This is a genomic window from Curtobacterium sp. NPDC092190, from assembly GCF_044755625.1.
Taxonomy (GTDB): Bacteria; Actinomycetota; Actinomycetes; order Actinomycetales; family Microbacteriaceae; genus Curtobacterium.
Window position 1 is genome coordinate 116,885 of sequence record NZ_JBIVRJ010000004.1, and the last position, 26,638, is coordinate 143,522.

The 26,638-nt window shown below is 73.6% G+C and carries 23 protein-coding genes; 6 read left to right on the forward strand and 17 right to left on the reverse strand.

Annotated features, from left to right (window positions below; genetic code table 11):
* Nucleotides 1–58: 58 nt before the first annotated feature.
* Nucleotides 59–820, reverse strand: a complete 762-nt coding sequence (locus tag ACIQFY_RS11145) for an HAD family hydrolase (RefSeq protein WP_400340071.1) — start codon at nt 818–820, stop codon at nt 59–61.
* Nucleotides 821–985: 165 nt separating this feature from the next.
* Between ACIQFY_RS11145 and ACIQFY_RS11150 the strand changes: the two genes are divergently transcribed.
* Nucleotides 986–2,335, forward strand: a complete 1,350-nt coding sequence (locus ACIQFY_RS11150; protein ID WP_400340074.1) for an APC family permease — start codon at nt 986–988, stop codon at nt 2,333–2,335.
* 76 nt (nt 2,336–2,411) lie between these two features.
* Here ACIQFY_RS11150 and ACIQFY_RS11155 read toward each other — a convergent pair whose 3' ends face one another.
* The 15 genes from ACIQFY_RS11155 to ACIQFY_RS11225 form a co-directional block, all read right to left on the reverse strand.
* Nucleotides 2,412–3,134 carry an alpha/beta hydrolase gene (locus ACIQFY_RS11155; RefSeq protein ID WP_326495893.1) on the reverse strand — a complete coding sequence of 241 codons (723 nt, stop codon included), beginning with the start codon at nt 3,132–3,134 and terminating at the stop codon, nt 2,412–2,414.
* On the reverse strand, nt 3,131–4,306 hold the full coding sequence (locus tag ACIQFY_RS11160; protein WP_326495894.1) for a bifunctional GNAT family N-acetyltransferase/class I SAM-dependent methyltransferase: 1,176 nt from the start codon (nt 4,304–4,306) through the stop codon (nt 3,131–3,133). Before ACIQFY_RS11160 ends, ACIQFY_RS11155 begins: the two co-directional genes overlap by 4 nt.
* Nucleotides 4,307–4,367: 61 nt before the next feature.
* Nucleotides 4,368–6,521: a glycosyltransferase family 39 protein gene (locus ACIQFY_RS11165; protein ID WP_326495895.1), complete on the reverse strand. Its 2,154-nt coding sequence runs from the start codon at nt 6,519–6,521 to the stop codon at nt 4,368–4,370.
* 56 nt (nt 6,522–6,577) lie between these two features.
* Entirely contained in the window at nt 6,578–7,063 is a 486-nt protein-coding gene (locus ACIQFY_RS11170) for a GNAT family N-acetyltransferase (RefSeq protein WP_400340078.1), read from the reverse strand.
* On the reverse strand, nt 7,050–7,571 hold the full coding sequence (locus ACIQFY_RS11175) for a helix-turn-helix transcriptional regulator (RefSeq protein ID WP_326495897.1): 522 nt from the start codon (nt 7,569–7,571) through the stop codon (nt 7,050–7,052). The genes ACIQFY_RS11170 and ACIQFY_RS11175 overlap by 14 nt, the downstream gene beginning before the upstream one ends.
* A gap of 101 nt (nt 7,572–7,672) precedes the next feature.
* Entirely contained in the window at nt 7,673–8,308 is a 636-nt protein-coding gene (locus ACIQFY_RS11180) for a PepSY domain-containing protein (protein WP_400340081.1), read from the reverse strand.
* An 88-nt stretch (nt 8,309–8,396) separates the two neighbouring features.
* Nucleotides 8,397–9,734 carry an ATP-binding protein gene (locus tag ACIQFY_RS11185; RefSeq protein WP_400340084.1) on the reverse strand — a complete coding sequence of 446 codons (1,338 nt, stop codon included), beginning with the start codon at nt 9,732–9,734 and terminating at the stop codon, nt 8,397–8,399.
* The gene (locus ACIQFY_RS11190; RefSeq protein WP_326495900.1) at nt 9,727–10,404 is read right to left on the reverse strand and encodes a response regulator transcription factor; all 678 of its coding nucleotides are present in this window, start codon (nt 10,402–10,404) and stop codon (nt 9,727–9,729) included. Before ACIQFY_RS11190 ends, ACIQFY_RS11185 begins: the two co-directional genes overlap by 8 nt.
* Before the next feature lie 46 nt (nt 10,405–10,450).
* On the reverse strand, nt 10,451–11,152 hold the full coding sequence (locus tag ACIQFY_RS11195) for a response regulator transcription factor (protein WP_326495901.1): 702 nt from the start codon (nt 11,150–11,152) through the stop codon (nt 10,451–10,453).
* Entirely contained in the window at nt 11,149–13,641 is a 2,493-nt protein-coding gene (locus ACIQFY_RS11200) for an ATP-binding protein (RefSeq protein WP_326495902.1), read from the reverse strand. The genes ACIQFY_RS11195 and ACIQFY_RS11200 overlap by 4 nt, the downstream gene beginning before the upstream one ends.
* A gap of 235 nt (nt 13,642–13,876) precedes the next feature.
* Entirely contained in the window at nt 13,877–14,482 is a 606-nt protein-coding gene (gene kdpC, locus ACIQFY_RS11205) for a potassium-transporting ATPase subunit KdpC (protein WP_326495903.1), read from the reverse strand.
* 3 nt (nt 14,483–14,485) lie between these two features.
* On the reverse strand, nt 14,486–16,615 hold the full coding sequence (kdpB, locus tag ACIQFY_RS11210) for a potassium-transporting ATPase subunit KdpB (protein WP_326495904.1): 2,130 nt from the start codon (nt 16,613–16,615) through the stop codon (nt 14,486–14,488).
* The gene (kdpA, locus tag ACIQFY_RS11215; RefSeq protein WP_326495905.1) at nt 16,615–18,297 is read right to left on the reverse strand and encodes a potassium-transporting ATPase subunit KdpA; all 1,683 of its coding nucleotides are present in this window, start codon (nt 18,295–18,297) and stop codon (nt 16,615–16,617) included. The genes kdpB and kdpA overlap by 1 nt, the downstream gene beginning before the upstream one ends.
* A complete protein-coding gene (locus ACIQFY_RS11220; protein WP_058729515.1) occupies nt 18,297–18,386 on the reverse strand; it encodes a potassium-transporting ATPase subunit F in 90 nt (29 codons plus the stop codon). Before ACIQFY_RS11220 ends, kdpA begins: the two co-directional genes overlap by 1 nt.
* A 228-nt stretch (nt 18,387–18,614) precedes the next feature.
* Nucleotides 18,615–19,562 carry a helix-turn-helix transcriptional regulator gene (locus tag ACIQFY_RS11225; RefSeq protein WP_400340089.1) on the reverse strand — a complete coding sequence of 316 codons (948 nt, stop codon included), beginning with the start codon at nt 19,560–19,562 and terminating at the stop codon, nt 18,615–18,617.
* A gap of 62 nt (nt 19,563–19,624) precedes the next feature.
* Here ACIQFY_RS11225 and ACIQFY_RS11230 point away from each other — a divergent pair, with 62 nt between their 5' ends.
* On the forward strand, nt 19,625–20,044 hold the full coding sequence (locus ACIQFY_RS11230; protein ID WP_326495906.1) for a VOC family protein: 420 nt from the start codon (nt 19,625–19,627) through the stop codon (nt 20,042–20,044).
* Between the two features lie 37 nt (nt 20,045–20,081).
* Here ACIQFY_RS11230 and ACIQFY_RS11235 read toward each other — a convergent pair whose 3' ends face one another.
* A complete protein-coding gene (locus ACIQFY_RS11235; RefSeq protein ID WP_326495907.1) occupies nt 20,082–20,957 on the reverse strand; it encodes a putative RNA methyltransferase in 876 nt (291 codons plus the stop codon).
* A 34-nt stretch (nt 20,958–20,991) separates the two neighbouring features.
* On the opposite strand from ACIQFY_RS11235, the gene ACIQFY_RS11240 reads away from it, so the two are divergent.
* From ACIQFY_RS11240 to car, 4 genes are all read left to right on the forward strand, one after another.
* On the forward strand, nt 20,992–21,747 hold the full coding sequence (locus ACIQFY_RS11240) for an SDR family NAD(P)-dependent oxidoreductase (protein WP_326495908.1): 756 nt from the start codon (nt 20,992–20,994) through the stop codon (nt 21,745–21,747).
* Between the two features lie 97 nt (nt 21,748–21,844).
* The gene (locus ACIQFY_RS11245; RefSeq protein WP_326495909.1) at nt 21,845–22,456 is read left to right on the forward strand and encodes a CG0192-related protein; all 612 of its coding nucleotides are present in this window, start codon (nt 21,845–21,847) and stop codon (nt 22,454–22,456) included.
* A gap of 73 nt (nt 22,457–22,529) precedes the next feature.
* Nucleotides 22,530–23,189 carry a 4-phosphopantetheinyl transferase gene (locus ACIQFY_RS11250; RefSeq protein ID WP_326495910.1) on the forward strand — a complete coding sequence of 220 codons (660 nt, stop codon included), beginning with the start codon at nt 22,530–22,532 and terminating at the stop codon, nt 23,187–23,189.
* 47 nt (nt 23,190–23,236) lie between these two features.
* Nucleotides 23,237–26,590: a carboxylic acid reductase gene (gene car, locus ACIQFY_RS11255; RefSeq protein ID WP_400340093.1), complete on the forward strand. Its 3,354-nt coding sequence runs from the start codon at nt 23,237–23,239 to the stop codon at nt 26,588–26,590.
* Nucleotides 26,591–26,638 lie beyond the last annotated feature (48 nt).

Here is a 26,638-nt window from a genome sequence, read left to right on the forward strand (position 1 = left end):
CGTGCGGTGGTCGGACGGTCTGGCCACGCCGTCGGGGCCGTTCCGGTGGGACGGGAGGCTAGCTGGTGCGCGGGGCCGGGAGCTGGTCGACGAGTTCGGCGAGGTCCTGGACGACGACATCCGCGCCGTGCTCGCGCAGCGCGTCGGCTCCGGCGCCGCGGTCCACGCCGACGACGAGCCCGAAGGCACCGTTCCGACCGGCCTCGACCCCGCTCGTGGCGTCCTCGACGACGACGCACTCGGCCGGGGCCAGCCCGAAGCGCCCGGCGGCGTCGAGGTAGGTGTCCGGCGCGGGCTTGCCGGCGAGGCCGTCCTGACGCGCGACCAGGCCGTCGACGACCACCGGGAAGTGGTCGAGGATCCCCGCCGTCCGCAGGACCTGCGTCGCGTTCGCCGAGCTCGACACGACGGCGACCTGCATGCCGGCGGCGATCGCGGCGACGAGGAACCGGAGCGACCCCGGGTACGGCTCGACGCCGTGCTCGGTCAGCTCGGCCGTGAACTCGGCGTTCTTGCGGTTGCCGAGCGCGCACACGGTGTCGCTCCCGGGGGCGTCGTCCGGCGCGCCCTGCGGGAGCTCGATGCCCCGGGACGCCAGCAACGAACGGACCCCGTCGTAGCGGGGCTTGCCGTCGATGTGGTCGAAGTAGTCCTGCTCCCTGTACGGCGCAGCGCCGTGCTCGGACAGGAACGACGTGAACAGGCGGCTCCACGCGCGCATGTGCACGTCGGCGGTGGGCGTCAGCACGCCGTCCAGGTCGAACAGGAGTGCCCGCGTGTCGGCGAGTCGTGCGGGCGTGCGCCGGTCCGGCATCGTCATCGGAGTTCCTCTGGTCTCGGTGGTCGGTTCGGCTCCGATCGAGTCTAGGACCGCCCCGGCTCGGACGCTCAGGCTCGGGAGGACCCGTGTCGACCGCGCCGAGCGGACCTTCCGGGAGCGCTCGGACCGCTCCCCGTCGAGGTTGGGCGTGACGGAAGGCACCACATGAGCACCACCACGACGGACCAGGACGGCTCGGGCTCCAAGCTCAGGCAGGCGATCACCGGCCCGCTCCTGTTCCTCTTCATCCTCGGCGATGTGCTCGGCGCCGGCATCTACGCCCTCATGGGCACCCTGTCGAAGGACGTCGGCGGTGCGCTCTGGGCACCGCTGGTCCTCGCGCTGCTCCTGGCCCTGCTGACCGCGGGCTCGTACGCCGAACTCGTGACGAAGTACCCGAAGGCCGGTGGCGCCGCGGTGTTCGCCGAGCGGGCGTACCGGACGCCGATCGTGTCGTTCCTCGTCGGCTTCAGCATGCTCGCCGCCGGCGTCACGAGCGCCGCGGGGCTCTCGCTGGCGTTCGCGGGCGACTACCTCGGCACCTTCGTGGACCTGCCGCCGGTGCCGACGGCGATCGTGTTCCTCGCACTCGTCGCCTGCCTGAACGCCCGGGGCATCTCCGACTCGCTGCGCAGCAACGTCGTCATGACGATCATCGAGGTCTCCGGTCTCGTCATCGTCATCGTGGTCGTCGCGGTCATGCTGGGCGGTGGCGGCGGCGACGTCTCGCGCATCGGCGCCTTCCCCGCCGAGGCGAACCCCGCGCTCGCGACCCTGAGCGCCGCGATCGTCGCCTACTACTCGTTCGTCGGCTTCGAGACCTCGGCGAACATCGCCGAGGAGGTCCGCGACGTCCGTCGCATCTACCCCCGCGCGCTGTTCGGATCCCTCGCCACCGCCGGCGTCGTCTACGTGCTCGTCGCGCTCGCGAGCTCGATCGCCCTGCCCGCCTCGGAGCTGTCCGACTCGAGCGGCCCCCTGCTGGCCGTCGTGTCGGCGACCGGCGTGCCGATCCCCGACTGGGTGTTCAGCCTCATCGCCCTGGTCGCCGTCGCGAACGGCGCGCTCCTCACGATGATCATGGCGAGCCGCGTCACGTACGGCATGGCGGAGCAGCGGCTCCTGCCCGCCCTGCTCGCGAAGGTCCTGCCGAACCGGAAGACCCCGTGGGTCGCCATCGTCGCGACCACCGTCGTCGCGATGCTCCTGACGCTCGTCGGTGACGTCGGAACCCTCGCCGAGACCGTCGTGCTCCTGCTGCTGTTCGTGTTCATCAGCACGAACGTCGCCGTGCTGGTGCTGCGGAAGGACAGGGTCGAGCACGGCCACTTCCGTGTGTGGACGTGGGTGCCGGTGCTCGGGGTGGCGTCCTGCATCCTGCTGCTCACGCAGCAGAGCGGGCAGGTCTGGCTGTACGCCGCCCTGCTGCTGGCCGTCGGCGTGGTGCTGTACTTCGTCGCCCGCGCGACGGGCCGCCGGACCGGTCGCGACCACGAGGCGGGCCGCATCCACTGATCACTCCCCGATCAGCCGACGGTCTGGAGGCTCGGTGCCGGCTGGCACCGAGCCTCCGGTCTGTCGTGTGGTCGCGTCAGCCCAGGGTGCGCACCCAGTCCTGGACGGCCGCGCTGATCTGCGCCCGCGCGTCCTCGCGTGAGATCGTCGCCGTGCGGTCGCCGGGCTGGTCGCCGTACGCGCCGAAGTCGGCGTGGTTCGCACCCTCGATCTCGACCATCCGCGCCGTGGAGGGGAGTTCGTCGCGGGCGGCGGCGACTCTGTCGGGCGTCGAGAGGCCGTCGCGGGAGCCGGAGACGCTGAGGACCTGGACGTACGAACGAGCGATGTCGTTCGCGCAGTAGCTGCCGAGCAGCAGCAGACCGTCCGCGTCCTGCGCGAGCTGGCACGCGCGGACCCCGCCGAGCGAGTGGCCGCCGACCGCCCAGGTGCGGACACCGGGTGCGTGCGCCTCGAAGGTCGCCAGCGGGCGGGTGTCGAAGAACGCCAGGTTCAGCGTCGGCTTCGTGATGACGACGGTGGTGCCCGAGGCGACGACCTGGCGGAAGGTCGCCATGTACGCGAAGGGGTCGACCTTCGCGCCCGGGATGAAGACGATCCCCTTGCCGTCGTCGCTGCCCGTCGGGGTCATCACGACGCTGTCGCCCACGTCGCGCACGGCCACACGGTCGTCCCGCCAGACCTGCAGCGCAGCGCTCCTGGTGCCCTGCATGACGATGTTCGCGTACACGAGGAAGACCACCGCGAGCAGCACCACCACGGTGACGACCCAGGCGGTCCAGCGGAGTGCTCGGTTCACGGTCGGTCCTCCTCGTCCGGCCGGTCCTCGTCGGGCCGGTCCTCATCGGGCCGGTCCTCGTCGGGCCGGTCCTCGTCGGGCCGGTCCTCGTCGGGCCGACGGGCCGTCACGGTCAGCCAGCGCTCCTCGGCGCCGGGGCGGGTGGTCTCACGGACCCGGACGTCGGTCCACCCGGCGGTCGTGACGGCTGCCGCGAGGGCGTCCTCGTCCCAGTAGGTGAACCAGCGGGGGTCGTCGAGCTTCCGGTCGCTCCAGCCATCACCCTGGCCGTCGCGGTCGCCCCGCTTCACCGTCGCCGCGAGGACGCCACCGGGGCGGACCGCCCGGCGCGCGCGCTCGAGCACGGCGGGGGTGTCCGACCGCGCGACGTGCAGGAGGACCGCGTTCGCGACGACGGCGTCGTACGGGCCGCCCCAGCCGTCGCGGCGGACGTCGAGCACGCGGGCCTCGTGGCCGGCGACGCGGAGCCGGTCGACGAACGCCGTGGTGCCGTCGGTCCGGTCGACACGGAGTCCCGCTGCCTCGAGCGCGTCCGCGTCCCGACCTGGGCCGGAGCCGAGTTCCAGGACGTGGGCGCCGTCGGGCACGAGGCCGAGCAGGTCGTCGACGAGTCCCGCGCGGTGGTCGTCGGTCCGTTCCGTCCAGCGGTCGGCGCCGCGCTCGTACGCGAGGAGCGTGCGCTCGGCGGTGAGGTCGCGGCGCATCACGGTCTCGGTCCGGCCGTCCGGCAGCCGGTCGCCGGGGGTGTCCGTCGCGGTGAACCCGATGCGCTCGTACGCCCGGCGTGCGCGGTCGTTGTCCGGCATCACCGAGAGCTCGAGGTGTTCGGTCCCCTGCGCGACGAGCACGCGAGCGACCTCGTCGACGAGGCGTGCGACGAGCCCCCGACCGCGGGCGCCCGGCGCGACCCACATCGAGATCAGCTCGGCCAGCGCGGGGTCGTCCGGGTCGGGGACCCCGCTCGCCATCCCGACGGTGTCGCCCTCCTCGACCGCGAGCAGGTCGACCGCGCCCGGCAGCGACAACCGGGTGCGCCAGCGGTGTTCCGGAGCGTCCTGCCAGTCCTCGAGGCGGGAGCCGAACGCCTGAGGCGCGTCGGTGAGGGCGGCGAGGCGGACCGGGCGCCAGACGGCCCAGTCCTCGGCGGTCACCCGGCGCAGCTCGATGGTCACGGATCGACGGTACCGCCCGCTCGTGTCCGGGGGACGCGGGCGGTACCGGCGGTGTGCGTGGTCAGGACGCCGGTGTGAGGTCGTACATCGTCACGCCGTCGACCGTCGTCGGCTCGAAGTGCGCGGCGACCCACTCGGCGATCTCGGCTGCGGCGTCGCTCCCGCTGCTGCTGGTGCTGGTGCTGCCACCGACGAACCAGTGCACCTTCCCCGCGGCGACGAGGGCCCGGAACTCCGCCAGGGTCGGGGCCGGGTCGGTGCCGTTGTAGCCGCCGATCGCCATCACGGGGTCGCCCGTCGCGAGCTGGTACGCGGCGGCGCTGTTCGACCCGACGGTCGCGGCGGCCCAGGTGTACTGGTCGGCGTCCGCGGACAGCGCGGCGACGACCTCGTCGGACACCTCGGTCGAACCGCCGAGCAGGTTCGTGCCGCCGCCGGGGGCGTTCGTGCGGCCGTCGGTGCCGCCTGCGGTCCCCGGGCCGTTCGCGTTCTGGCGCGTCCCGTTCTGGCCGGTCCCGTTCTGGCCGGTCGCGTTCTGTCCGGTCGTGTTCTGGCCGGTCCCGTTCTGGCCGGTCTGGCCGCCCGGTGCTCCGCCGGGGCCGCCCTGACCGCCGGGCGCTCCCTGGCCGCCGGGCGCTCCCTGGCCGCCGGGACCACCCTGACCACCGGGCGCGCCGCCGCGACCCCCGCCGGACCCGCTCGTCGTGACGCTCGGCCCGGCCGACGGGAGCGCACCCGTGTGCCCGACCGTGGTGGTCTGCACCGAGAACGCCGTCGGCCCGAGCAGCGCCGCGACGAGCACGGTCGCCACCGTCGCCCCCGCGAGGCCCCGACCGCGCGGCGGCAGCAGGACGAGGACGGTCCCGACGACGGCCGCGACGAGGACCACCCACCGGATCCACGGTTGCCACGACGACGCCTGGGACAGCAGCGCGGACGACCACGCTCCGGAGAGTGCGACGACGCCGGCGGCGGCGATGCGCCAGGCGAGCACCGCGCGGCGCTGCCACAGGAGCCCGGCACCGATGCCGACCACGCCCGCGATGTACGGCGCGAGCGCCACCGTGTAGTACGGGTGGAAGATCCCGCCCATGAAGCTGAAGACCAGCCCGGTGACGAGCAACGAGCCGCCGAGCACCAGCACGGTCGCGAGCCGCGGGTCACGGCGGCGACGGACCCCGATCGCGACGAGGGACACGACGAGCAGCACGAGCGCGGTCGGCAGCAGCCAGGTCACCTGCGTGCCGAACTCCGAGCCGAACAGCCGGGTCAGGCCGGTCGAGCCCCACGAGCCCGCCCCGGTCGTCCCGCCGGGCACGACGCTCCCCGTCTCGTCGCCCGTGACCCGGCCGAGTCCGTTGTAACCGAAGGTCAGCTCGAGGAAGCTGTTCGTCTGCGACCCGCCGACGTACGGCCGAGCCGAGGCCGGCACGAGTTCGACGATCGCGACCCACCACCCGGCGGAGACCACCACGGCGAGCGCCGCCGCGGACAGGTGCCCGATCCGCCGGAGCACCGGGCGGGGCGACGCGAGGAGGTACACCCCGACCAGGGGCGGCAGCACGAGGAACGCCTGCAGCTGCTTCGTCAGGAAGCCGAGCCCGACGAGCACGCCGGCCCAGACGACCCACCGCATCCGCCCGGACTCGACCCCGCGCAGCGTCAGGGCGATCGCCCCGACGGTGAGCAGCACGAGCAGGGCGTCCGGGTTGTCGTAGCGGAACATGAGGGTCGCGACCGGGGTCGTGGCCAGGACCGCACCCGCGGTCAGGGCGGCGCCGGCCGAGAACCGGCGCCGGACGATCCGGTACAGGACCGCCACCGACGCGACGCCCATCAACGCCTGCGGCACGAGGATCGACCACGAGTTCAGCCCGAACAACCGGACGGAGATGCCGATCACCCAGAGGAATGCCGGCGGCTTGTCGACCGTGATCGCGTTCGCGGCGTCGGAGGAGCCGTAGAAGAACGCCTCCCAGCTCTGGCTCCCCGCCTGCACCGCCGCCGAGTAGAACGCGTTCGCCCAGCCGTTCACGCCGAGGTTCACGACGTAGAGGACAGCGGTCACGAGCAGCAGCCCGAGGAACGCGGGGCGCTCCCACCGCGCGGTGTCCGCACCGCCGCGGACGAGACCGACCAGGCGGTCGCGGACGCCGAGCGGACGGATGGGTGGCGGGAGCAGGCGCGGTCGCTCGGTGGGGATCGTCTCGGTCATGCCCACGAGCGTGCGACCGCCACGTGCGCGGATCGTCGGCGCAGCCTTGGACCCTCCTAAGGGACTGGCACGGGCGGGACCAGCAGCCGGCTCCACGCGACCTCGTGCCCGAGCTGCCCGGTCGCGCGGAACAGCTCGACCTGCGTCGTGCCGGCGAGCACGGTCGCGAGCTCCGCGCGATCGGCCGGCGCGAAGCCGAGGCCCTGCCAGAACGGCCCGGACCGCCGACTGAACAACCACGCCCGTCGCGCCCCGCCCGCAGTCGCCTCCGCCATCGCGAACCGAGCGAGCGCCGCACCGCGACCCGAGCCGCGCAGTGCCGGTCCGACGGCGACGCTGCGGAGGAGGGCGTGCCTCCCGTCCGGCCCGGTCTCGTACCCGGTGGTACCGACGACGGCGCCGCCCTGACCACGGAGCGCCCAGAGCCGGACGCCCGGGTCCGACAGCCCCGCGACCGTCAGGTCGCACGCCGACAGGAAGGCGTGCACCTCGTCGACGTCGTCCGGCCCGACGCGGACCGGCGTCGGCTCAGCGAGCGGCACGGACCGGCACGTCGGTCGCCGACGACAGCGGCCAGCGCCGGTCGAGCCAGGGGCCGAGCACCGAGTCGAGCAGGAACCGTCCGGCCAGCCGCCCGACCACCCAGTACGCCCCGACGAGCAGGAACACCAGCGAGGACCACACGTGCAGGACGAGGAGCAGGACCGTGACGATCCCGAAGGCGATCCCGGCCGCGGAGTACAGCGACCAGAACCCGCTGACGAACCGGTCACGCGCGGCCTGCTCCGACGCAGCCGCAGCCGCGGCGGCCTCGGTCCGCTCGTCGAGCCCGCGCACGCCCGGCTCCAGCTCCGCGGGGTCGTCCTGCGCGAAGAGCTCCCGCACCGGGACCTCGAGCGCCCGGGCGATCGCGGACAGGGTCTCGAGGCTCGCGTCGTTCCCGCCCTCGAGTCGTTGCACGGTCCGGACGGCCACGCCGCTCGCCTCGGCCAGCCGTTCCTGGGTCCAGCCGCGCTCACGTCGGAGGGTGGCGATCCGCATCTCGTTCATGGTGCCGAGCCTAGGAACGCCCGGGGCGACAGCACCACGACACGGACACGACACGCACCCGCCAGTGCCCCGCCACCCGGGCGCCGGCGCCCTTCTGCGGGTCAGTCGTCGGTGTCGACCGTGTTCGTGACGACCTCGCCGCTGCCGGCGTCGATCCGGATGCTGTGCTTCGTCCCGGCGTCGTCGCGGACGTCACCCTCCCAGACGACCGTGCCGGCGAGGTCGTCGAGTCCGAGCTCGGTGACCGTGCCGGGCATCGTCTCGACGAGCGTGGATGCTGCCTGCGCGACGGACAGGTCTGCGGCGTCGACGAACCGCTGGTTCTCCGCGACGTCCTCGGCGTCCGTGGTGTCCTTCGTCGGACCGGCGGTGGTGCGCTCCCCGTCGGCGGCCACGTGGACCTCCTGCTCGTTGCCGTCCGCGGTCACGACGAGCACCTCCCACGAGGTACCGCCGGCCTCCTGCTCGATCGAGGTGACGGTGCCCGAGCCGACGGCCTCCCGTGCGGTCTCCGCAGCGGCTCCGAGGGCGTCGTTCCCGGCGGCGTCGGAACCGCTGCCCGTGCTGCCGCTCGCGCTGCCGTCGGTCGCCGTCACGGAGGGTGCCGAGGCAGCCGGGGCGGCCGTGTCGTCGCGGTCGTCGTCACCGGCGCAGCCGGCGAGCGCCAGCGCCCCGACGAGTGGGAGCGCGGAGAGGAGGGCGATGCGGCGGGCGGTGGTCTTCGTCGTGGTCTGCATGCGGCAAGCCTGCGGAACGGGCGCTGAAGCGGGCCTGAAGCCACCTGGGGCGACGCCGGGGGTGTCCGGGACCGCCCTCGGCAGCGCGTCAGTCGTGCAGCAGCGGGAGCCGGACCGTGAACCGGGCCCCGCCCGCCGGGGCCGTCGAGACCGCGGTGCTGCCGCCGTGCGCCCGGACGACGGCGTCGACGATCGCGAGCCCCAGACCCGACCCACCCGCGTCCCGGGCACGGCCCTCGTCGAGCCGCACGAAACGGTCGAACACGCGCTGCCGGTCCTGCTCCAGGATCCCCTGTCCGTCGTCGTCGACGGTGAGGACCGCGTCGTCGCCGGTCCCGACGAGCGTGACCGTCACGGTGCTCGCGGCGTGCCGGACGGCGTTGTCGACGAGGTTCCGCACCGCCCGGGCGAGCAGCCGGTCGTCCCCGCCGACCCGCGCGGGAGCGACACCGGACACGTCCACGCGGACGGCCCCGGCCCCCGCGGACCGCGACCCCTCCGCGAACACGAGGTCGTCGAGGTCCACCGCCCGGTCACGGGTACGGCCCCGCTCGTCGACACGGGTGAGCAGGAGGAGCGACTCGACGAGGTCCTGCAGCCGGGCACCCTCGTCGAGGACGACCGCGGCCAGCTCGGCCGTCCCGGTGACGTCGGGGTGCGCCCGGGCGACCTCGGCGTGCTGCCGGATCGTCGCGAGCGGGGACCGCAGCTCGTGCGACGCATCGGAGACGAAGCGCTGCTGGGCCTCCTGCGACGCCTCGAGCCGCGCGAGCATCCGGTTCATCGTGGCGGCGAGACGGTCGACCTCGTCCCCCGAGCCCGGTTCCGCCACGCGCGCGTGCAGGTTCGCGCCCTCGACGTCGTCGACCTCGCGGCGCATCCGGTCGACCGGACGGAGCGCTCGACCGACGACGAACCACGTCACGAGCGACATGAGGGCCACGACGACCGGGACGGCGACGACGAGCAGCACGGACACGGTCCGCACGGCGGCGTCGGCGTCCTCGAGCGGCAGCCCGACGACGAGCACACTCTCGGTGCCGTCCGGCAGCTCGACGTCGTCGGACACGAGGGACCAGCGCTCGCCGTCGTGCCGGTACCGGGACTCCTCGGCGCCGGAGAGGGCCGCGTCGGGACTGTCCTCGGCCCGCGCGAGCACCCGGCCGGTGCCGTCCTGCAGCTGGGCGAGCACGTCGTCGCCCTCGGCCTCGACGGCGGCGGCACCGTCAGTCTCCACCCGTGCGGAGAGGCCGTCGAGCGTCTGCTCGGCCGACGACCGGACGCCGTCGGACAGCGAGCCCCGGAGGACCCCGACGAAGGCGACCGCCCCGATCACGAGCGCGACGAGGACGACGACCGCCGCGCCTCCCGTCGCGCGTGCACGGATGCTGCGCGGCCGTCGGACCCGCCGCGACCGGTCAGCCACCGTCGGCGTCCAGGCGGTAGCCGGCCCCGCGGACGGTCTCGATCGCGGTCCGGCCGAACGGCCGGTCGACCTTCCGGCGCAGGTGCCCGACGTACACCTCGACGATGTTCGGGTCGCCCGCGAAGTCGTCGTCCCAGACGTTCGCGATGACGTCGCGCTTCGACAGCACCTGACCCGCGTGCCGCATGAGGTACTCGAGGACCGTGAACTCCCGGCTCGTCAGGTCGAGCAGGTCCTCGCCCCGCCACACCCGTCGCTCCGCCGGGTCGAGACGCAGGTCGCCGGCCCGGAGGACCGTGGGGCGTTCCCGGGACCCCCTGCGGACGAGCGCACGGAGACGCGCGACGAGCACCGGGAACGAGAACGGCTTGGTCACGTAGTCGTCGGCACCGGCGTCGAGGGCGTCGACCTGGTCCCACTCACCGTCCTTCGCGGTCAGCATGAGCACGGGGGTCCAGTCCTGCTCGGCGCGGAGCGTCTCGCACACCTTCCAGCCGCTCATGCCCGGCATCATCAGGTCGAGGACGATGGCGTCGTACGGGTGCTCACGGGCGTACCAGAGCCCGTCGACCCCGTCGTGCGCGACGTCGACGGCGAAGCCCTCGGCCTGCAGCCCGGCGCGGATGCCGTCCGCGAGCCGCACCTCGTCGTCGACGACCAGCACACGCATCGTCCGAGCATGGCGGCGCGGCCTGAACCGGCGCTGAAGGGAGGGCTCAGGCCCCGCTCGGGTCGAACCGGTACCCCATGCCCGACTCGGTCACGAGGAACCGCGGGTGCGACGGCTCGGGCTCGAGCTTCCGCCGCAGCTGCGCCATGTAGAGCCGCAGGTACCCGGAGTCGTTGCCGTGCGTCGGACCCCACACCTCGGTCAGGAGCATCTCGCGGGTCATCAGCCGCCCGGGGTTCGTGACGAGGACCTCGAGCAGCCGCCACTCGGTCGGGGTGAGCCGGATCGCGGGGCCGGTCGGCGGGGTGACCTGCTTCGCGACGAGGTCCACCACGAGGTCCCCGATCGTGACGGTCGGGGTCGCGCCTGCGGTGGCCGCCGCGGTCGCCTGCCGTCGCCCGAGGGCCCGGAGCCGGGCGAGCAGCTCGTCCATCTGGAAGGGCTTCGTCACGTAGTCGTCGGCACCGGCGTCGAGCGCGTCGACCTTGTCCGACGAGTCGGTCCGCCCGGAGAGCACGAGCACCGGCACCTGCGACCACGCGCGGATGCCCTCGAGCACCCCGATGCCGTCGAGGCGGGGCATGCCGAGGTCGAGCATGACGATGTCGGGGCGCTCGGTGATCACGGCGTCGATGGCGGCCCGACCGTCCCGGGCGGTGGCGACGTCGTACCCGCGCGCGGCGAGCGTGACGGACAGGGCGCGGACGAGCTGTGCGTCGTCGTCGGCGATGAGGACCTTCGTGCTCACTTGACATCCACTCCCAGGTGTCCGGCGATCGGCAGCCGCACGACGACGGTGAGCCCGCCGCCCGGGGTGTCGTCGACCTCGATGGTGCCGCCCATGCCCTCGGTGAACCCACGGGCGAGGGCCAGCCCGAGGCCGAGGCCGGTCTCGTTGTCGGTGTCGCCGAGCCGCTGGAAGGGCTGGAACACCTCGCCGCGGCGGTCCTCGGGGATGCCGGGTCCGTGGTCGGCGACACGCAGCTCGACCCCGCCGCCGAAGGCGCTGGCGGCGACCCGGACCCGGGTGCCCTCGGGGGCGTAGCGCTGCGCGTTCGCGAGCAGGTTGACGACGACGCGCTGCAGGAGCACCGGGTCGGCGAGGACCGGGGGCAGGTCGGCGGGCAGGTCGAGGTCGACGTCGTCCGGCCCGAGTTCGAGCTCGTCGAGCGCGGGGGCGACGACCGTCTCGAGCGCGGTGGGCAGCGGGGTGACGGCGAGCACCCCGGCCTGGACCCGGCTGACGTCGAGCAGGTCGGCCAGCAGGACCGCCAGTTGACCGAGGCTCTCGTCGGCGGTGGCGAGCAGTGCCTCCCGGTCGGGTGCCGACAGCTGGATGTCGGACGCCCGCAACGTCTGCACGGCGGCGGAGGCCGCCGCGATCGGCCGGCGCACGTCGTGGCCGACGGCCGCGAGGATGGCGCTCCGTACCCGGTCGGCCGCCGCGATCCGCTCGGCGTCGACCGCGGTGCGGGTGAGTCGGCGGTGCTCGACCGCGGCGTCGAGCTGCTGCTCGACGACGCGCAGCAGCCGGCGCTGGGTCGGGTCGTCGGGTGCGCCGGAGAACTCCAGGACGGCACCGGACGGGAGGCTCGTGGTCGCGTCCGGCCCGTCGGCGAACGTCCCCGACGTGGCCGGGACCTCCTCGCCCTGCCGGATCCGCACGCCGGTGAACCCGAACGCCTCGCGGGTGCGGTCGAGCAGCGCCTGCAGGGCGTCGTCACCGCGGAGGACGCTGCCGGCGATCCCGACGAGCAGCCCGGACTCGGCGGCCGCGCGACGGGCGGCTCGACTGCGGCGGGCGGACCGGTCGACCACGAAGCTGACCAGGACGGCACTGATCACGTACATCACGAGGGCCACCAGGTGCCACGGTTGCTGGACGGTGACCATGTAGAGGGGTTGCACGAAGAAGTAGTCGAGGCTCAGGCCGGAGAGCACCGCGGTGAAGACCGCCGGCCACATCCCGCCGGTCAGGGCGACGACGAGCACGAGCAGCTGGTACGACAGCACGTCGACCGTGATCGAGTCGGGATCGCTGCCGAGCGACAGCAGCCAGGTCAGCAGCGGGCCGAGCAGCAGCGAGACCGCGAACGCCGCGGCGATGCGGCCGCGCGAGAGGCTGCCGCCGAGCTTCGGCAGGGCGAACCCGCCGCCGGCGCGCTCGTGCGTGACGACGTGCACGTCGATGTCGCCGGACTCGCGGACCACCGTGTTGCCGATGCCCGGTCCGGTCAGTGCGGCGGCGAGGCGGCTGCGACGGCTGACGCCGATCACGATCTGGGTCGCGTCGACCGACTTCGCGAAGCGCACGAGGGTGCTCGGCACGTCGTCGCCGACCACCTGGTGGTACGTCCCGCCGAGCTGCTCGAGCAGGGCGCGCTGCTTGCCGAGCGCGCCGGGGTGGCGCTCGCGCAGCCCGTCGTTCGTCGTGACGTGCACAGCCGCGAGCTCTCCACCGGCACTGCGGGCGGCGATGCGGGCACCGCGGCGCAGCAGGGTCTCGCCCTCGGGACCGCCGGTCAACGCGACGAGCACGCGCTCCCGGGTCTCCCACCGATGGTCGATGCCGTGCTCGGCGCGGTAGGCCTTGAGCGCGTCGTCGACCTCGTCGGCGAGCCAGAGCAGGGCGATCTCGCGCAGCGCGGTGAGGTTGCCGAGGCGGAAGTAGTTCGACAGCGCCGCGTCGATGCGGGCGGCCGGGTAGACCAGCCCGTCCGAGAGCCGTTCGCGCAGGGACGCCGGCGACAGGTCGACGACCTCGATCTGGTCGGCGGCGCGGACCACGGCGTCGGGGACGGTCTCGCGCTGCACCGTGCCGGTGATCTCCCGGACGACGTCGCCGAGGGACTGCATGTGCTGGATGTTCACGGTCGAGATGACGCTGATGCCGGCGGCGAGGAGCTCCTCGACGTCCTGCCAGCGCTTCTCGTTCGGGCTGCCCGGGGCGTTCGTGTGCGCGAGTTCGTCGACGAGGGCGACGTCGGGTGCCCGTGCCACGACCGCGTCGAGGTCCATGTCGTCGAGTGCGACGCCGCGGTGCTCGACGACGCGGCGGGGCACGAGCTCGAGACCGTCGACCAGGGCTGCGGTGGCGGCTCGCTCGTGGGTCTCGACGACGGCGACGACGACGTCCCGGCCTTCGGCGCGCAGCCGGTGGCCCTCCTCGAGCATCGTGTACGTCTTGCCGACACCCGGAGCGGCGCCGAGCAGCACCCGGAGTTTCCCGCGCTTCACGTGCTCATCCTCCCGCGGTTCGGTGTGGTGTGGTGTGGTTGTGGTGCGTGGTGCGCCGTGCTGCCGAACAACCTGAAGCACGTCGCACCACGCGGTTCCGCGGCGCGAGGTGCTTCCGGTTGTGCTGGCGGCTCCGCCCTCGGGCCGGACCGGGCCGGACCGGGCCGGCCACGGCCGGGCCGCCCTCGGCTCGGGCCAGGCCGGGCCAGACCGGCCGGACCGGCAGGCCGGACCGTCAGCGTTCGGCGGCCAGGGCCAGGTTCAGCTCGAGGACGTTCACGACCGGCTCGCCGAGGAACCCGACCTGCCGGGACTCGGTGTGCCGCTCGACAAGCGTGCGGACCGTCGACTCCGACAGACCCCGGGCGTCGGCCACCCGGGCCACCTGCTGCAGCGCGTACTCCGGGCTGATGTCCGGGTCGAGCCCCGAGCCCGAGGCCGTCACCGCGTCGGCGGGTACGTCGGCAGCGCTGACCCCGTCGGCCTCCGCCACGGCGGCCCGCCGCTCCTCGATGCTCTTGAGCAGGTCGGGGTTGTTCGGCCCGAGGTTCGAGCCGGACGAGGCGTTCGCGTCGTAGCCGTCCTCGCCCGCGGCACTCGGACGCGACTGGAACCAGCGGTCGGCCTGGGCACCCGCGAAGGACTGCCCGATCAGGGACGAGCCGACGACCTTCCCGGAGGAGTCGGTGACCATCGAGCCGTTCGCCTGGTCGTGGAAGGCCGCCTGCCCGACGCCCCACACCGCGAGCGGGTAGGCGACGCCGAGGACGACGGTGGACAGCAGGGCGAGACGGATCGCCACACCGGTGGAACGGAGGAAGGAGCGTGATGAGGAAGCCATGGTCTAGAACCCCGGGATGAGACCGACCACGAGGTCGATCAGCTTGATACCGATGAAGGGGACGATGACGCCGCCCAGCCCGTAGACGAGCAGGTTGCGTCCGAGGACGGACGATGCCGAGGCCGCCCGGTAGCGCACACCCCGCAGCGACAGCGGGATGAGCGCCACGATGACGAGCGCGTTGAACACGACGGCCGACAGGATCGCCGACGCCGGGCTGTGCAGCCCCATGACGTTGAGCGCCGCGAGGCCGGGGAACGCCGCCTGGAACATCGCCGGGATGATCGCGAAGTACTTGGCGACGTCGTTGGCGATCGAGAACGTGGTGAGCGCCCCGCGGGTGATGAGCAGCTGCTTGCCGATCCGGACGACGTCGATGAGCTTCGTCGGGTCGGAGTCGAGGTCGACCATGTTGCCGGCCTCCTTCGCAGCGGTCGTGCCGGTGTTCATCGCGACGCCGACGTCGGCCTGTGCCAGGGCGGGGGCGTCGTTCGTGCCGTCACCGGTCATCGCGACGAGGTTCCCGCCCTCCTGTTCCTTCCGGATGTAGGCGAGCTTGTCCTCGGGCGTGGCCTCGGCGAGGAAGTCGTCGACGCCGGCCTCGGCGGCGATCGCGGCCGCGGTGCGGGGGTTGTCGCCGGTGATCATCACCGTGCGGATGCCCATCGACCGCAGCTCCGCGAAGCGCTCGGCCATGCCGTCCTTCACGACGTCCTTCAGGTGCACGACCCCGAGCAGGTCGACGGCGCCCGAGGCCGAGCGACGGCCGACGACGAGCGGCGTCCCGCCCTGGTCGGAGATCTCGGCGACCGCGGTGTCGACCGCGGCGACCACGGCGGCGTCGGCAGACCCCGACCAGGCGAGCACGGCGGCCGCTGCACCCTTGCGGATCTGCGATCCGTCGGCCAGGTCGAGCCCGGACATGCGGGTCTGCGCGGTGAAGGGCACCTCGAGCGCACCCGCCGGGGTGCCGGGCGTGATGCCGTCCTGCTCGGCGAGCGTGACGATGGAGCGGCCCTCCGGCGTGCTGTCCGCGGCGCTCGACAGGGCTGCGGCCTCCATGAGCGTCGCGACCGTGACGCCCGGGACGGGCACCACGCGCGATGCCTGCCGGTTGCCGTACGTGATCGTGCCGGTCTTGTCGAGGAGCAGCGTGGTGATGTCCCCGGCCGCCTCGACCGCGCGCCCGGACATCGCGAGCACGTTGTGCTGCACGAGCCGGTCCATGCCGGCGATCCCGATCGCCGAGAGCAGCGCGCCGATGGTGGTCGGGATGAGGCAGACGAGCAGGGCGATGAGCACCGGCACGCTGACGGTCGCGCCGACCAAACCGGCGATCGGCTGCATCGTCAGGCAGACGATCACGAAGACGATCGACAGCGACGCCAGCAGGATGTTCAGCGCGATCTCGTTCGGCGTCTTCTGCCGCGCGGCACCCTCGACGAGCCGGATCATCCGGTCGATGAAGGTCTCGCCGGGCGTCGAGGTGATGCGCACGACGATCCGGTCGGACAGCACCCGCGTCCCACCGGTGACGGCGCTGCGGTCACCACCGGACTCGCGGATGACGGGCGCCGACTCGCCCGTGACCGCGGACTCGTCGACGCTGGCGATGCCCTCGATCACGTCACCGTCGCCGGGGATGACCTCGCCGGCGACGACCACCACGACGTCGCCCTTCGCGAGGTCCACCGAGGCGACCTCCTCGGTGTCGTTCGACAGTGCGGCGGCGTCGGACGCGTCCCATCGCAGCACCCGGCGGGCGCTGGTCGTCGAACGGGTCTTCCGCAGGGTGTCGGCCTGCGCCTTGCCCCTGCCCTCGGCGACGGCCTCGGCCAGGTTCGCGAAGACGACGGTCAGCCAGAGCCACACCGCGATCGCGGCGGTGAACACCGACGGCTCGACGAACGCGGTCACGGTGGTGAGCGCGGCGCCGACCTCGACGATGAACATGACGGGGTTGCGCCACATCAGGCGCGGGTCGAGCTTGCGGAGGGCGCCCGGGAGGCCCGCCGCCAGCTGACGGGGACCGAACGCGGACGATCGGGTGACCGGCCGGGAGGCACTGCTCGCCTCCGGCGCGCTGGTCACGGTGGACGAGGGGGTCGGGGTGGACACGGGTTCGGTTCCCATCAGGAGAGGGCCTCCGCGAGCGGGCCCAGGGCGAGCACGGGGAAGTAGGTGAGTGCGGTGACGATCACGGCGACGGCACCGAGCAGGCCGATGAACAGCGGCCGGTGCGTCGGCAGGGTGCCGACGGTCGCGGGCACCTTGTCCTGTGCGGCCAGGGACCCGGCGAGCGCCAGCACGAGCGCGATCGGGACGAAGCGGCCGAGCAGCATCACGACGCCGAGCGCCGAGTTCATCCACGTGGTGTTCGCGGTGAGACCGCCGAACGCCGAGCCGTTGTTGTTCGCGCCGGAGGTGAAGGCGTAGAGCAGCTCGGACAGCCCGTGGTTGCCGGGGTTGAAGATGCTCGTGCCGAGGACCTGCTCACGGACACCCGGGATCACCAGGGACAGTCCGGTGCCGAGCAGCACCAGGGTCGGCGTGACGAGGATGTACAGCGCCGCGAAGGTCATCTCACGGGCGCGGATCTTCTTGCCGAGGTACTCCGGGGTCCGGCCGACGAGCAGTCCGCCGATGAACACCGTGATGACGGCGAGCACGAGCATGCCGTACAGGCCGGAGCCGACGCCCCCGGGGCTGATCTCGCCGAGCATCATGTTGAGGAGCGCCATCATCCCGCCGATCGGCGTGAAGCTGTCGAACATGCCGTTCACGGCGCCCGTCGACGTGGCGGTCGAGGTCGTGCCGAAGAGCGTCGTGCCGAGGATGCCGAAGCGCATCTCCTTGCCCTCCATCGCCGCACCGGCCGCCTGCGTGGCGCTGCCGCCGCCCGTGAGCTCGGCGATCGACATCACCGAGAGCGACACGAGGAAGATCGCGCCCATCACGGCGAGGATCGCGTACCCCTGGCGGTCGTCACCGACGAGCCGCCCGAACGTGCGGGGCAGCGAGAACGGGATGACGAGCATGAGGAAGACCTCGACGAGGTTCGTCCACGCCTGCGGGTTCTCGAACGGGTGCGCCGAGTTCGCGTTGAAGTACCCGCCGCCGTTCGTGCCGAGCTCCTTGATCGCCTCCTGCGACGCGACGAAGCCGTCGGGGATGTGCTGGGTGCCGCCCGCGAGCGTGGTGATGTCCGTGCCGGTGCCCCACGACTGCACGACGCCGCCGGCAATCAGGACGATCGCGAAGACCAACGCCCCGGGGAGCAGGAGCCGGCCGGTGCCACGGACGACGTCGACCCAGACGTTGCCGAGCGTGCCGCTCCTCCGCCGCGCGAACCCGCGCACCAGGGCCACGGCGACCGCGAGCCCGATCGCGGCGGACAGGAAGTTCTGCACCGCCAGGCCTGCCATCTGCACGGAGTAGCCGACGGTCGCCTCGGGCGAGTACGACTGCCAGTTGGTGTTGGCGACGAAGGACGCGGCGGTGTTGAACGCGAGCGACGGGCCGACGTTCGGCAGCCCGAGGTCACCGGGCAGCACGACCTGGATGCGCTGCAGCAGGTAGACGAGCAGCACGCCGACGGCGCTGAAGAGCAGCACGCCGCGCAGGTACGCGGGCCAGGACTGCTCGGCGTCGGGGTCCACACCGATCACGCGGTAGACGCCGCGCTCGATGCGGGCGTGCCCCGTGGGCGTGTAGACACGCGCCATCCAGTCACCGACCGGGCGGTAGGCGACCACGAGGAGCAGGACGAGGGTGGCGACCTGGGCGATCCCGGCCCAGGTGTCGGCAGCGCTCATCAGAACCGCTCCGGGTGCACGAGCGCCCACACGAGGTAGACGACCGAGGCGATGCCGAGGACGGCGGCGGCGATGGTGACGACGATCACAGCCGCTCCACCCCCTTGGCGATGAGTGCCACGACACCGAACACGGCGAGGACACCGGCGACGACGAAGACGTCGAACACGAAGGACTCCGTTGGTTGCTGCGGGTCCGACGCCGGGCGGCGCGGACCGCACCACGTGTGGTGCGGTACCGATGCTGGTTCCGGCCGTGTGCCTCCAGGCCGGTCCTCACGGAATCCTCACGCCGTCCTGACGGACGCGTGCACCGCCCTAACGCACCGCCGCGCGCTCCAGCCGTTCCGCCGACCTGCGGACGGCGGCGCGGAGTTCCTCCGGCCCCTCGACCACGAACGGCACCGTCATCCCGGCGACCGCGCCGGCGAGCCCGTCCCACGACCAGGACCCGAGCGTCAGCCGTCGACGGTCGTCGTCGGACTCCTCGAGCACGGCGTCCTCCGGCAGGAACGGGGCGACCCGCGCGGCGTCGGCAGCGGTCAGCGAGACCGACCCGGTGCACGGCCACGCGTCGTCGCGGTCGGACCCCTTGAAGCGGGCCGCCACGAAGGCTGCCACGTCCCCACCGGGTACGGGTCGCTGCACGAACGGGAGCCGCGTCCGCATCCGCGGTGCGATCCGGTCCACCCGGTAGGTCCGCCAGTCGTCGTGCTCGGGCTCCCACGCCAGCAGGTACCACCGACCGTGCCGGGCGACCACCGCGTGCGGTTCGACCCTGCGGGAACGGTCGTCCGTGCCGTACCCGAACCGGAACACCTCGTGGCGCTGCACGGCCTCGCTGACGGCCACCAGCACGTCCGGATCGACCCGCGGGGCGGACGATCCCACGACGGCATCCACCAGGTCCACCCGGTTCCGGAGCCGTTCGGGCATGACCTGTCGCACCGTCGCGAGCGCGCGGGTGGCGGCCTCGGCGATGTCGGCACCCGACCCCGGCGCGACCGCGAGGGCGAGGGCGATCGCCACCGCCTGGTCGTCGTCGAACAGCAGCGGCGGCAGGTCCGATCCGGCGGCGAGTCGGTAGCCGCCGGCCGGACCGCGGACGGAGTCGATGCGGTAGCCGAGGTCCCGGAGGCGATCGACGTCGCGGCGGAGGGTGCGCGGGCTCACGGTCAGGCGACCGGCGAGCTCGTCGCCCGTCCACTCCCGGTGCACCTGCAGCAGGGAGAGCAGCGCGAGCATGCGCGAGGAGGGTCCGGACACGTCGTCCATCCTCGTCGGAGAAGCGGTCACGATCTGACCGCAACACTCGCGACACTCGATCCATGAGCATCGAGACCACGACCCACCTCAACTTCGACGGACAGGCCCGCGAGGCCCTGGACCACTACGCATCCGCGTTCGGCGGCACCGTGACCGCCGCCACCTACGGCCAGATGGGCGCGTCCCAGGACCCCGCCTGGGCGGACCGCATCGTGTTCGGCCAGGTCAGCACCGAGGCCGGCTTCCGGATCATGGCGTTCGACGTCTGGCCGGACCAGCCGTACGACCAGGGCACGAACGCCTGCTACGTCTTCGTGCACGGCGACGACGCGGACGAGGTCACCCGGTACTGGGAGGCCCTGTCCGAGGGTGCGGAGGTGCGACAGCCGCTCGCGCCCTCGCCGTGGGCCCCGCTCGCCGGGCAGCTGCGCGACCGGTTCGGCGTCGTGTGGCAGTTCGACGTGGCGGCGCCGCAGGGCTGACACCCGACCTCGGCACGTGGACGGCCGGCGGCAGCGCCTAGTGCTGCCTGGCGACCGTCCACGTGCTCACGGTCACCGCGGCCGTCACGGCCGTCGGCGCGAACACCCGGTCCGGATCGACGTGGTGGTGGCTCGGGCCCATGTGCACCACGTCGTGCACGTCCTCCGCGGACAGCTCCATCGTCCACGTGAGGTCCTCGGACCCCTGCAGCGCGAACGTCGGCTCGAGCGACTCCCGCAGCCGCCGCTCCTTCTCCGGGTCCACCGCGATGGTCGCCTCGGCGAGCTCCGCCAGGTGTCCGGTCCGTGGCGTCACGACGACGAGCACGCCGTCCGGGTGGAGCACCCGCGCGTACTCCCGCTGGTTGCGCGGGGCGAAGACGTCCAGCACGACGGCCGCCGCGTCGTCGACGACCGGGAGGCGCTCGGTCACGTCCCCGACGACGGCGCCGGCCCGCGGGTGGACGCGTGCCGCCCGCCGGATGGCGACGGGTGACAGGTCCAGCGCGACCCCGAGGCGGGCAGCGACGGGGCCTGCCGGGGCCGAGCCGGGCCTCCCGGCCGACGCAGTCTCGTCCGGTCCGTCCGCGTCCAGCACGTGCGCGAGGTAGGTGCCGGGGCCGGAGCCGACGTCGAGGACGACGCCCGGGGCCTCCGTGGCGGCGACCACCGCGGCGAGCGCCCGCTCGACCGGTGCGTAGTGCCCCCGCCCGAGGAACCGGATCCGCGCGTCGACCATGTCCGGGGTGTCCGCGGTCAGGGCGCGGCGCTTCGCGGGCAGGAGCGTGAGGTGGCCCTGCTTCGCCTCGTCGAACCGGTGGCCGCCGGCACAGCCGACCTGCCCGCCGTCGACACGGGCGAGGGGCTCGGCGCAGACGGGGCAGGCGAGCACGGGGAGCAGGTCGTCGCGCACCGACCCAGCGTACGGGCGTCGGTAGCCTGGCCGGATGGCACTGGAGCAGCTCTTCGGCCTCGACGGACGCCGTGCACTGGTCACCGGGGGCAGCTCCGGCATCGGTCGGGCGATCGCGCTCGCCCTCGCGGACGCGGGCGCCCACGTGCTGGTCGCGGCGCGCACGCTGGAGGCGATCGACGAGACCGTCGCGACGATCACCGCCGACGGCGGATCGGCCGCCGGTGTCGTCGCGGACCTGTCGACCCGGGCGGGCGCCCACGCGCTCGCGGACGCCGTCGGCGAGGTGGACGTCCTCGTCAACTCGGCCGGCATCAACCTGCGACCGCCGATGCCGGACCTCGACGAGGGCACGTGGGACGCGACGATGGCCGTCAACCTCGACGCACCCTTCGTGCTCGGCCAGCGGCTCGCGCCCGGCATGGCCGCACGCGGGTACGGCCGGATCATCGGCATCAGTTCGCAGCAGGCCCACCGCCCCTTCGCCGCGAGCGGCGCGTACGGGGTGTCGAAGGCCGGCCTGGAGGCACTGGCACGCTCCCAGGCGGAGGCCTGGTCGGGCAGCGGAGTCACCTCGAACGTCCTGGTCCCCGGCTTCGTGCAGACCGCGCTCAACAGGCGACTGTCCGCCGACCCCGAGCGGGTCGCGGCGCTCGCCGCGCGCACGCTCGTCGGGCGCAACGGCGAGCCGTCGGACTTCGCGGCCGCGGCGGTGTTCCTGGCCGGACCGGGGTCCGCGTACGTCACGGGCCAGTCGATCGCGGTCGACGGCGGCTTCTCCGTGCACTGACCTCCGTGCCCTGACCGCCGTGCGCTGACCGCCACGCGCTGACCGCGGTGCGGCGGGCCGACCATGGAAGCCGAGGTCTGCTCGGTAGCGTCGGTGCATGGCCGTCATCCACCGCGCAGAACTCCGACCGCCCAAGGCCGAGGCCCTCGCCGCCTGGCTGCCCGCGCAGCCGTGGAGCGGCCTCACCGCCGGTGCCGCCGTCGAGATCGTCACCCGCTTCCGGTTCGACGACCCCGAGGGTGAGGTCGGCGTCGAGGAGATCGTCGTGCGGACGCCCGAGGGACGGCTCCTGCACACGCCGCTGACCTACCGCGGCGCTCCGCTCGACGGCGCCCGGGGCTCCCTGGTGTGCGAGATGCACCACTCGGTGCTCGGGCAGCGCTGGGTGTACGACGCCGTCGCGGACCCGGTGTACGCCGACGTCCTGCGTCGTGCGATCGCCACCGGCGGGCACGAAGCGGAGCTCGAGCGCGCCGACGGCTCCGGACGGTTCGACAAGGAGGGCACGGCGGTCGGCAGCGGGTCGGCGCCGGACTCCCCCACGGTGACGTCGGCCACGGCCAGCACCGACGGGACCGAGACGACGGTGCACACCGACCACGGCGACCTCGTCGTGCTGCGGGTGATCGGACTGCCCGTGCCGGACGGCGAGACACTGACCGCGACCTGGCGCGACCGCTCGGCCGTCGTCGCGGTCCTGCCCGCCTGACGGACCCGGTCGCGGCCGCTCCGCGACGTGCCCCGTCCGGGGGACTCGGAGCTTCCGGGCGTCTGATTGCAATGTGCAACTTCAAGGCGGGACCGACTGGGTGGGGCTGCTCCCTGCCTCGGTCGTCGCCGCCGCCGCCGACCACGACCTGAGCGGCCCCCTCGCCGACGACGAACGCACTGCGATCGCCCGTGCCGTCCCGTCGCGGCGTGCCGAGTTCCGGACCGGCCGCCTGCTCGCCCGCCGCGCCCTGACGGCGATCGGCACCCCGGTGACGGCACTGCCCGTGGGTCGGAGCGGGGCTCCCCGCTGGCCCGAGGGCGTGGTCGGCACGATCACCCACTGCCCCGGCCTGCGCGCCTGCGCCGTCGCCCGGCGCGATGACCACGCCGGCATCGGCATCGACGCCACCCATGCCCTCCCCTTGCCGCCAGGAGTGCTCCGGCGCATCGCGGACGTCACGGACGGCCGTGTCGCACGGGGTCTCGCCGCACTCCGGCGAACCGGGGTTGAGAGTCCGGACAGCGTCCTGCTCGCCGCGACCGAGGCCGTCGCCAAGGCCCGCTCGGCCGCGCACGACGGCTGGTTCGGCATCGACGGTGCCCACGTGGAGCTGCGCCCGGACGGGACCTTCACGGCGAGCGCGCGTCGCGGCCCGGCGTTCGCGGCGACGGGACGGTGGGCAGTGGACCGGGGGACGGCGCGTGCGGGCATCGTGCTCGCCGCGCGCTGAGAGGCCGCGCGCGGGGGCGCGTCGGACCAACGAGGAAGGGAACCACCATGGTGCAGCAGGACGAGGACACCTCCGTCGAGGCGGTGTTCGACCGGTACGCCGACCGAACGGCGATCCGACAGCGGGACGGCGAGGTCGTCACCGACACGAGCTTCCGGGAGCTCCGGGACCGTGCGCGGGCCCTCGCGGCGGTGCTCGGCGAGTCCGTGGCCCCGGGTGACCGGATCGCGGTGCTCGGTCCGCCGAGCGCCGACGTCGTGCTCCTCGAGCTCGCGTGCTCGGTGCTCGGCGCGGTGAGCGTGCCGCTGCAGACCAGCGCGGCCGTCGAGCAGCTCCGTGCGATCGTCGACGAGACGACGCCGGTGTGGCTGGGCGTCACCGCCGACCAGGCCGCGACGGCCCGGGCGGTCACCGACGCGGCCGCCGCCGAGGTGCACACCGTCCTGCTCGACACGACGGGTGCGGCCTGCGGGGCGACCGGGGCCGAGGGCACCGACGGTGCGGCGGCGCTGCCGACGCTCGCCGACCTCGTGGCACGGGGCCGCGACCTGCCCCAGCCGACCCCGTGGCGACCGGCGCCCGACGAGGACCCGCTCGCCCTGCTGCTGTACACCTCGGGCAGCACCGGGACCCCGAAGGGCGCGATGTACACGCGGTCCATGGTCGAGCGGCTCTGGCACGCACTGCCGCCGGACCACCCGGACGCCGTGACCGTCGGCTACGCCTACCTGCCGCTGAGCCACCTGACCGGTCGCGCGGCGCTGCTCGCCACGTTCGGCCGCGGCGGCACCGTGGCGCTCGCGACCTCGACCGACCTGTCGGCCCTGTTCGAGGACCTGCGGGTCTACGCACCGACCGAGCTCGTGCTCGTCCCGCGGATCGCCGAGATGGTCCGCCAGGAGGGCGCCCGCGAGGAGCAGCGCCGACTCGCGGCCGGAGCCACCGACGCCCCGGCCGTGCGTGCTCAGGTGCAGGACGACCTCCGGACACGTGCCTTCGGTGGTCGCGTCGGGCAGGCCGTCTGCGCCAGCGCCCCGCTCACGCCCGAGCTCCGCACGTACCTCGAGGAGTGCCTCGGCGTCCCGCTGCACGACCTGTACGGCTCGACCGAGGCGGGCAGCATCCTGCGCGACGGCGTGGTGCAGCAGCCACCGGTCACCGAGCACAAGCTGGTGGACGTCCCCGAGCTCGGCTACCGCACCACCGACCGACCGCACCCGCGCGGCGAGCTGCTCGTGAAGAGCACCGCGGTGATCCCCGGGTACTTCCGTCGCCCGGACGTCACCGCCGCGGTGTTCGACGAGGACGGGTTCTACCGGACCGGCGACGTGATGGCGCAGACCGGTCCGGACACGTACGAGTACCTCGACCGCCGGAACAACGTCATCAAGCTCTCACAGGGCGAGTTCGTCGCGGTCTCGGCCCTCGAGGCGACCTTCGGTGGGACGCCGGAGGTCCGGCAGATCGCCCTGCACGGGGACAGCAGGCACGCGTTCCTCGTCGCGGTCGTCGTGCCGGTCGACCCGGAGGCCACGGAGGGCGACCTGCTCGCCGCCCTCCAGCGCACCGCCCGCGCCCACGGGCTCGCGCCGTACGAGGTGCCCCGAGCGATCATCGTCGAACCGGACCCCTTCACGGTCGACAACGGCATGCTCTCCGATGCCCGCAAGCTCCTCCGCCCCCGGGTCACCGCCCGCTACGGGGACCGGTTCGCGGCGCTCTACGACGCGGTCGCCGAGCAGCAGAGCGGCACCCTCGTCGCGACCCTGCGCGAGCACGTGGGTGACGAACCGACCGTCGACACCGTCGTCCGTGCCGCCCGTGACCTGCTCGGTGCCGAGGTCAGCACCGAGACCGCCTCGGCCGCCCGGTTCTCGGACCTCGGCGGTGACTCGCTGTCGGCCCTGACGTTCTCCGGGGTCCTCGAGGACGTCTTCGAGACCGAGGTGCCCGTCGGTGTCATCACCGACCCGACGAACGACCTCGCGGCCGTGGCCGCGTACGTCGAGCGCTCGGCCGCCGACGACCGGCCGACCGTCGCCCGCGTGCACGGCGCCGACCCGACGGTGCTGCGGGCGTCGGACCTGCGGGTGGACCGCCTGCTCGGTGCGGTCCCCGCGCCGGTGGCACGCGCACCCCGCCCCACCTCGGACGGGCCGCGCACCGTCCTGCTCACCGGCGCGAACGGCTACCTCGGCCGCTTCACCGCGATGGACTGGCTCGAGCGGCTCGCACCGGTCGGCGGCACGCTGGTCTGCGTCGTGCGCGGGTCGGACGACGCCGCTGCCCGCCGTCGACTGGACGCGGCCTTCGCGGCCGATCCCGCGTTCGCCGACCGGTTCGCCGAGCTCTCGGGGTCGCTCGAGGTGGTCGCCGGGGACGTCAGCGAGCACCTGCTCGGCCTCGAGGAACCGCGGTGGGAGGACCTCGCCGCGCGGGTCGACCTCGTCACGCACGCCGCCGCCCTGGTGAACCACGTCCTGCCGTACACCGCGCTGTTCGGGCCCAACGTCGTCGGCACCGCCGAGGTCGTCCGGCTCGCGATCGCCGCCGGGAGTGTGCCCGTCACCTTCGTGTCGAGCGTCGCCGTCGCCGGTGGAGCCCGCCCGAGCGCGACCGAGGACGTCGCCCCCGGCGCCCCCGCGGCACTCGACGAGCGAGCGGACCTCCGGGCGACGATCCCCGAGTGGACGATCGCCGACGAGTACGCGAACGGGTACGGCGCGAGCAAGTGGGCGAGCGAGGTGCTGCTCCGCGAGGCGCACGAGCAGCACGGCGTCCCCGTCGCGGTGTTCCGCTCCGACATGGTGCTGGCGCACCCGCGCTGGCGCGGCCAGGTGAACCTGCCCGACGTGTTCACCCGTCTGGTCTGGAGCGTGCTCGCGACCGGGCTGGCACCCGTGTCCTTCGTGCAGCGGACCCCGGACGGCCGGGTGCAGCGCTCGCACTACGACGGCCTGCCCGCCGACTTCACGGCCGCCGCGATCGACGCCATCGGCGCGTCGGTGGTCGAAGGCCACCGGACGTTCAACGTCGTCAACCCGCACGACGACGGCGTCTCGCTGGACACCTTCGTCGACTGGCTGGTCGAGGACGGGTACGCGATCGAGCGGGTCGCGGACCACGCCGAGTGGGTCGAGCGCTTCCGGTCCGCACTCGAGGCGCTGCCGGACGAGGACCGTGCACGCTCGGTGCTGCCGCTGCTGCATGCGTTCGCGACCCCGGAGGTGCCGCACGCCGGGTCCGCGATCCCCGCGGACGCGTTCGCCGCCGCGGTCCGCTCGGTGCGTCCGCTCGGCTCACCGGACATCCCGTCGCTCGACCACGCGCTCGTCACCAAGGTGGCGGACGACCTGACGTTCCTCGGTCTGCTCGGCCCGGCCGCGTCGCCCACGCGCTGAGCACCGGACGGGAGGCGCGGTGCCGGTCCGGCACCGCGCCTCCCGTCC